This window comes from Chthoniobacter sp. (assembly GCF_040003245.1).
Classification (GTDB): domain Bacteria; phylum Verrucomicrobiota; class Verrucomicrobiia; order Chthoniobacterales; family Chthoniobacteraceae; genus Chthoniobacter.
The window spans coordinates 1-6,511 of the sequence record NZ_JBDUCX010000320.1 but is presented as its reverse complement, the minus strand read 5'-3'; the positions used below and the strand labels follow the sequence as shown (position 1 = coordinate 6,511).

The window sequence follows — 6,511 nt, the reverse complement described above, 5'->3', positions numbered from 1 at the left end:
CTTCCAGACGCGGATGAAGACCTGCTGGGCGATGTCCTCGGCATCGCTATCGTCCCCGAGCATCTTGGCCACGGTGCCGATGACGCGGTGCTGGTGCGCTTCGATGAGGTCGCGCAAGGCATCGGTGTCGCCCAGCTTGATGCGCGCCATCCAGACGAGGTCCTGGGCCGCAGCGTCGGACGACGAATCGGCCTGAGGGCTCGGGTCTGGGCTCATGAAATGGGGAAGCGGGCGGGCGTGGTGGGGTGATCCACGACGCGGCAACATGCAGGAAGGGTGTGCGGGAAGGCAAGCATAGGCGCGCGAGAGCAGGAGAACACTCCCCGACAATCACCATTTTTGGCGTTTAATATGCGGTTTTCGCAATGGAGCCAATGGAACCAACCGAGCCCATGGGGCCAATGGAGCCCACAGAGCCAATCCAGCCCTCTTCCTTGCCTCCCCGCTTGCGCTGGAAGCCTGCCGCACGTAACTACTTGGGAAACATCGCCATGTCCGCCAAGCTCCTCTCGCCCGCCCTGCGCCCGATTTACGACAAAGTCCTCGCCGGGAGCCGGGTGACGGATGACGAAGCCCTGGCGCTCTATGCCACGCACGACCTGAACGGCCTCGGGTGCATCGCCAATGTCCTGCGGGAGCGCAAGAACGGCAACGTCGCCACCTACATTCACAACCAGTACATCAACTACGCGAACCACTGCATCCTCTCGTGCCAGTTCTGCGCCTTCGGCGCGAAGAAGCGGGAAGCGCATGCGTTCGAGATGACGATCGAGGAGATCGTGGAAAAGGCGCGGGCAGGGCTGAAGCACGGGATCACCGAGATTCACATGGTGGGTGGGTTGCACCCAACCTTGAAGGGCGAGTGGTACCTGGAGCTCGTCCGCGCTCTGCGCGCGCTCGACCCGAATTTTTTCGTGAAAGCCTTCACCGCCGTCGAGATCCGCCATCTGGCCTTCCGCATCTTCAAGAAATCGATCCGGGAGACGCTCGAGATGCTGCGTGAGGCAGGGCTGTGCGCGCTCACCGGCGGTGGTGCGGAGATCTTTGATCAACCCATTCGCGATCAGATTTGCCGCGGCAAGGAGAACGCGGAGGAATGGTGGGAGGTACACCGCACGTGGCACCAGATGGGGATGCGCAGCACGGCGACGATGCTCTACGGGCACATCGAGACGATGGCGCAACGCGTGGATCACCTGCGGCGCTTGCGCACGTGGCAGGATGAGACCGGCGGGTTTACCGGGTTCGTGCCGTTTGCGTTTGAAGCGGCGGGAGCGCGGCCCGATTCGGTGCTCACGAAGATCCGCCACGCCACGGCGTTCGAGGAGCTAAAGAACCTGGCGATCTCGCGCATCTACCTCGATAACTTCGATCACATCACCGGCTACTGGGTGAGCCTGGGTCTGCCGCTCGCGCAGCAGGCGCTCAACTACGGGGTGGACGATCTGCACGGGACGATCATGGAGGAAAAGATTTTCCACATGGCTGGCGCGACTACTCCGCAGCAACAGAGCTGCGCCGCCCTCGAGAAAGCCATCCGCGAAGCGGGACGTGAGCCGATGCAGCGCGACACGTGGTACCGCCACATCCCATCGACCTGGCAAAAGCCCGGCGCCGCCCCGGAACTGGCCGTCGCGTGAGGTCGTATCCGGCGCTCGCAGGCCTGCGGATTGGCTGCGTCAAGTATCTCAATTCGAAGCCGCTCATCCAAGGTTACGATGGGCCGGTGGTTTTTGATCATCCTTCCGGACTCGCGCGCGATCTCGCGGCGGGACGGCTCGACGTGGCGCTCGTGCCGACGTTTGAGGCCCTGCGCTCGCCGCACTACACGCTGGCGGAAGGTGTGGGGATCGCCTGCGACGGGCCGGTTTACAGCGTGTTCCTCGCGCATCGCGGACCGCTGGCGCAACTGCGCAGCGTGGCGCTCGATCCGGCCTCGCTCACGTCGGTGCATCTGCTGCAGGTGCTGCTGCGGGAATATCATGGCGTGCGCCCGGAGTTGCTCGATTTAGCGGCATTCCCGGCCGAGACGGATGCCGCATTGATCATCGGCAACCAAGCCATCGACTTTCGCCAGCACGACCGGGACGGATATCAGATCCTCGATCTCGGCGAGGAGTGGAAGCGTTGCACCGGCCTGCCTTTCGTCTTTGCGCCATGGCTGTTGCGGCCCGATCTGCTACACGCCGCGGATGTCGCTGCGGACCTGCGCGCGCTGAAGACCTACGGTCTTGCGCATCTCGACGAGATCATCAGCGGCGAAGCGCGTGATCCGGATTTCACGCGACGTTACCTCATGCACCATATCCGCTTCGAGCTCGGCGAAGGGGAGAAAGCGGGCATCGAGAAGTTTCGCGAGCTGCTGGCAAAGCATGGCTTCATCGCGGAGGCGAAGACGCCGCTGCGTTACGCCTGAGGTGGCTTCTCTTCATCCACCGCGAGGAAACGTTGGTAGAGATACGACGCACCGATGAGGACAATGGCGACGATGATCAGGGCGCCGATGCGGTAGAGTTGGTCGAGGCTGGCGAGGTCGTGGAAGAAGAGCTTTACCAAGGTGATGGCGAGAAGGCCGATGCCCGCGTAGCGCACGCCGGCGACGCGGCGGTGCATGCCGATGAGCAAAAGCACGAGAGCGAAAAGCGACCACGCGATGGAGTAGGTCATGTCGCGGGCGAGGTTGCCCTCGAAGTCGAAGGTGAGGACGGTGCCGGTCGAGAAATAGTCGGCGATCTCGATGTTGAGCAGAAGGAAGAGGAGAATCGTGCCGAGGGAGAAAAGCGTCGGTGGGAGAGGAAGTTCACCGAGGCGATCGCGCGGGGGCGCAGTGAGCCATCCGGCGAGGAAAAAGCAGCCCGCGCCGAGGCCGTAGGTGTAGAGATACCAATTCCAAATCGGCAGGCCGCTGCGGGCGTGGTAGGCGAGCACGGCGGGATTGACGGCCAGTCGGGCGAAGGCGATGCACAGCAAGGCGAAGCCCACTTTGCGCAGACCCGGGTGCGGCAGTCGGTGAAAGAGCCAGAGCAACGCCGCACCTTCGAGCGCCCAGGAAAGGGTCAGCCATTCCTGTCGGAATTGAACCGGGAAAATCAGCGTGATGAAAAGGAGAGCAACACCGCCGAACCACGCCAGCACGGTTAGACGGGCGGTATTCTCGGGTAGCAGGCGCCGGCGCAGGTAGTCGCAGGCGGCCAGGGGTGGGATGGCCAGTGCAGCCGGAACCAGGCCGCCCGCAGCGTGCCAGAACTCCGGCCAGGTATTGCGGATCACGCCATGGATGAGCGGATAGTGCAGCACCGGGGCCAGGGCGGCGGTTGCCCATGGGGTGCTTTGCGCGGCCTTTCGCGATTGAAACAAAAACGGGAAGGCGAAGATCACGGCGGTGAAACCGAGGCACCAGGCCAGCGGCAGCCAGCCGTGCTGGCGCGGCACCATTTGCATGTGCCAGCAGTACTGGAGCAGCGTGGCGCAGATGAGCGCGACCGGCGGCAGTGCGACCGTCTGGCTCCAGCGGGCGAGGCCGAGGATGACGACGACGAGCAGCATGCCGACGCTGAAAATGGACGACGGATTCTCGGGATGCAGCCGCAGCACCGCCGAGATGAGCAGGGCGAACGGCACGGCGGCGGAGATGGCTGGGAGATGATCGAGGGCTTCGTTTTCGAACGAGGTCGAAGGTGACTCCGGGCCGGTCGCGCGGATGCGCTTTTGGAGAAAGACGCTGGCGCCGCAGAAGAGCGCGGCGAATCCGGCGATGACGGTGAGCAGGCCACTGAGTTGCGGATTTTCCACCGGCGTCTGGATGAGCCACAGGCCCGTGGCGATGAGCGTGAGCACGAGTGCCGCGACGAGCCCGAGCAGGGCGCGGGCGAGCGCGGCGAGGGCGATGGCCGCGAGGTCGGCCACGAGCACGGCGATCCAGAGCGAGGTGGAGGCGCCGATGTGCAAAGCCGGCCAGAGCATGAGGATGAGCCCGAGCGCGGGAAAGACCTGGACCCACTTGGGTGTGGTGGCGGAGGGTCGCAACCGATGCAGCACCAGCGGCAGGGCGGTGTGAAAGGCGGCGAAGACGAGGAAGAATCCCAGCGCCCAATTCAACAGTGCGTCGTTGAGATAGAGCACATTCCATAGGCTCAGGATGAGGAACGCAGCGGCGCCGCCGAAAAAGGGGCCGCCCTGGCGCGCCTTGTTGCGCAGCGGCCACGCGACCAGGCCCGCGTCGGCGGCGAGGAGGATCGAGAGACAAATCCACGGTCTTTGGCCGAGATCGGCAAAGGTGAGCAAATGACCCGCGAAGGCCAGCGCGGTGCCCGCGCTCACCCCCGATGCGGCGGTCGTCCACACTTCGCCGTCGGCCTCGCGATTGCAGAGCCAGAAGGGCAGAAGGAACAGCGCCTCGAAGCCGAGGAAAATGACGGCGCCGGTGCCGACCTTGGCCGGTGCGAAGTAGGCGGCGACCCACGCCAGTTGCATGAGCGCGGTCGCCACCGCCCCGAGCGTGACAAGATACCGCCAGCGCTGGCGCAACGCCACGGCGATCAAGCCGACATCGAGCGCGGCGAGATAGGTGAAGAGGCCGACGGGATTGTCCTGCCCGGTGGAGAGGAGCAGGGGTGTGAGAAAGCCGCCGAGCAGGCCGAGCACGGCGACGACCTGGGCATTCAGTCGGATGGCGAGGAGGAAGGCCGCGGTGGTGATCGCCGCCATGATGACGAACGCGGGAACCATGCCGAGAAAGTGGTAAAAGGCGTACGCCCCGAAGGTCACACCATAGAGCGTCACGATACCGGTGGCGCAGAGGGTCTGCGCGGTGACGGCGAATTTCGGGCGCGGCATGCGCAGGCCGCCAACGATGAGGCCCAGCCCGGTGATCGCGCCGATGGCCACGCGCATCTGCGGGGTGATCAGGTTGCGCTCGAACGAGTATTTGACGAAAAAAACAATTCCAAGAAATAGCGCCAGTCCGCCCACCCAGGCGAAGAGCTTTACGCCCATGAATGCTTCCAGTGTCAACTCTGGTAGTAGCGATTTTTCTTTCTCCTTGGGTTGCGCGCCGGGAGCGTCGGCGTCTCGGAAGGAGGGCAGCGGTGGAATCGCGCTTTCTGCGGGGAGGGGACGGCGCTCCATCAGCGGTGGCAGGACAGGTGCAGGGGGTGTGCGGACGACGGGTGTCGTGGACGGCAAGGGCGGGGGGACGATGCCTGGGGTCAGTGGATGAGCCGGTGGGATGGGCGCTTCCTTTTCCGGCGATGAGGCGGGGGACTTCGGAGCCGGCTGGCGGAGAAGTTCCGCCTCCACCTGGCGCAGACGCTTGCGGAGTTCCGTCACGTGGGACTGCAGGTCGTTGAGGAGCAGATAGAGTCGCCCGACGACGAAAAGTAGGACGACAAAGGCGAGGAGGAGGAATTCAGTCACGAGAATGGCGGGGCCGCGGGCGAAAGTTAAACAGGTGCGCAGGAAAGACAAGCGGCGGAGGGCGCCCTCGATTCGCTCTTTCCATCAGATATGGCTTCGCGCATTCTCGCCGACCCAATGCCCGACGTTGTTACCTTCGGCGAGATCATGCTTCGCCTCACCGCCCCTGGCCATCTGCGCCTGGCCCAGACGCCCAATTTCGAAATCACGTTCGGTGGGGCGGAAGCCAATGTGGCGGTGATGCTGGCGCAACTGGGCGGCAGCGCGGGCTTCGTCACGCGCCTGCCGGCGAATGACCTGGCGCAACGGGCCATCAATGAACTGCGCGGCCTCGGGGTGGATACGACTTTCATCGCCCGCGGGGGAGATCGCGTGGGCGTTTATTTTCTCGAACACGGGGCGAGCCAGCGGCCCGGGAAAATCATTTACGATCGCGCCCACAGCGCGATCGCGGAAGCGCCGCCGGAAGCGTTCGATTGGAACCAAATCTTCGCCGGCGCGAAGTGGTTTCATTGGTCGGGCATCACACCGGCACTCTCTCCGGCCGCTACGAAAGTGACGAAGGAAGCGATCGCGGCCGCACGCCGCCTGGGACTCGCGGTGAGTTTCGATCTTAATTACCGCGCCAAGCTGTGGCGCGATCCGGCGACGGCCGGGGCCACGCTTTCGCCGCTGATGAAGGGCGTGCATCTTTGCGTGACGAGCATCGAGGAGGCGCAGATGGTCTTCGGCATCGACGTCCCGGGAGAAGGCGGACCGCGCGGCACCGAGACCGCCCGGCGGCTTTGCGAACGATTTGGATTTGAAACCGTGGCCCTGACCCAGCGGCACGGCGCCACGGCGGACGCGACGAGCTGGGGTGCGATGCTCTACCACGAAGGCCAGGCCTTCTTCTCCACCCGTCATGAAATCTCGATCGTCGATCGCGTCGGTGCGGGCGACAGTTTTACCGGCGCATTGATCTTTGCCTTGCTGCGCGGAGATCCGCCGCAGCGCGCCGTCGATTTCGCGGTGGCAGCGAGCACGCTCAAGCACACCATTCCCGGGGATTACAACTTGGTGAGCCTTGCCGAAGTCGAGGCGCTGGCTGGTGGGG

5 protein-coding genes are annotated in these 6,511 nt (G+C 64.3%); 3 read left to right on the top strand and 2 right to left on the bottom strand.

Annotated elements, in window-relative coordinates:
• Window positions 1–216, bottom strand: a 216-nt coding sequence (locus tag ABJF10_RS28240; RefSeq protein ID WP_348547962.1) for a sigma factor, incomplete at its 3' end; no start/stop codon positions are given.
• Window positions 217–491: 275 nt separating this feature from the next.
• Here ABJF10_RS28240 and mqnE point away from each other — a divergent pair.
• The gene (gene mqnE / locus ABJF10_RS28235; protein ID WP_348547961.1) at window positions 492–1,640 is read left to right on the top strand and encodes an aminofutalosine synthase MqnE; all 1,149 of its coding nucleotides are present in this window, start codon (window positions 492–494) and stop codon (window positions 1,638–1,640) included.
• Window positions 1,637–2,416 carry a menaquinone biosynthesis protein gene (locus ABJF10_RS28230; RefSeq protein ID WP_348547960.1) on the top strand — a complete coding sequence of 260 codons (780 nt, stop codon included), beginning with the start codon at window positions 1,637–1,639 and terminating at the stop codon, window positions 2,414–2,416. The genes mqnE and ABJF10_RS28230 overlap by 4 nt, the downstream gene beginning before the upstream one ends.
• Here ABJF10_RS28230 and ABJF10_RS28225 read toward each other — a convergent pair.
• On the bottom strand, window positions 2,407–5,415 hold the full coding sequence (locus ABJF10_RS28225) for a DUF2339 domain-containing protein (RefSeq protein ID WP_348547959.1): 3,009 nt from the start codon (window positions 5,413–5,415) through the stop codon (window positions 2,407–2,409). The genes ABJF10_RS28230 and ABJF10_RS28225 overlap by 10 nt on opposite strands.
• A gap of 117 nt (window positions 5,416–5,532) precedes the next feature.
• Between ABJF10_RS28225 and ABJF10_RS28220 the strand changes: the two genes are divergently transcribed.
• Window positions 5,533–6,511, top strand: a 979-nt coding sequence (locus ABJF10_RS28220) for a sugar kinase (protein ID WP_348547958.1), incomplete at its 3' end; no start/stop codon positions are given.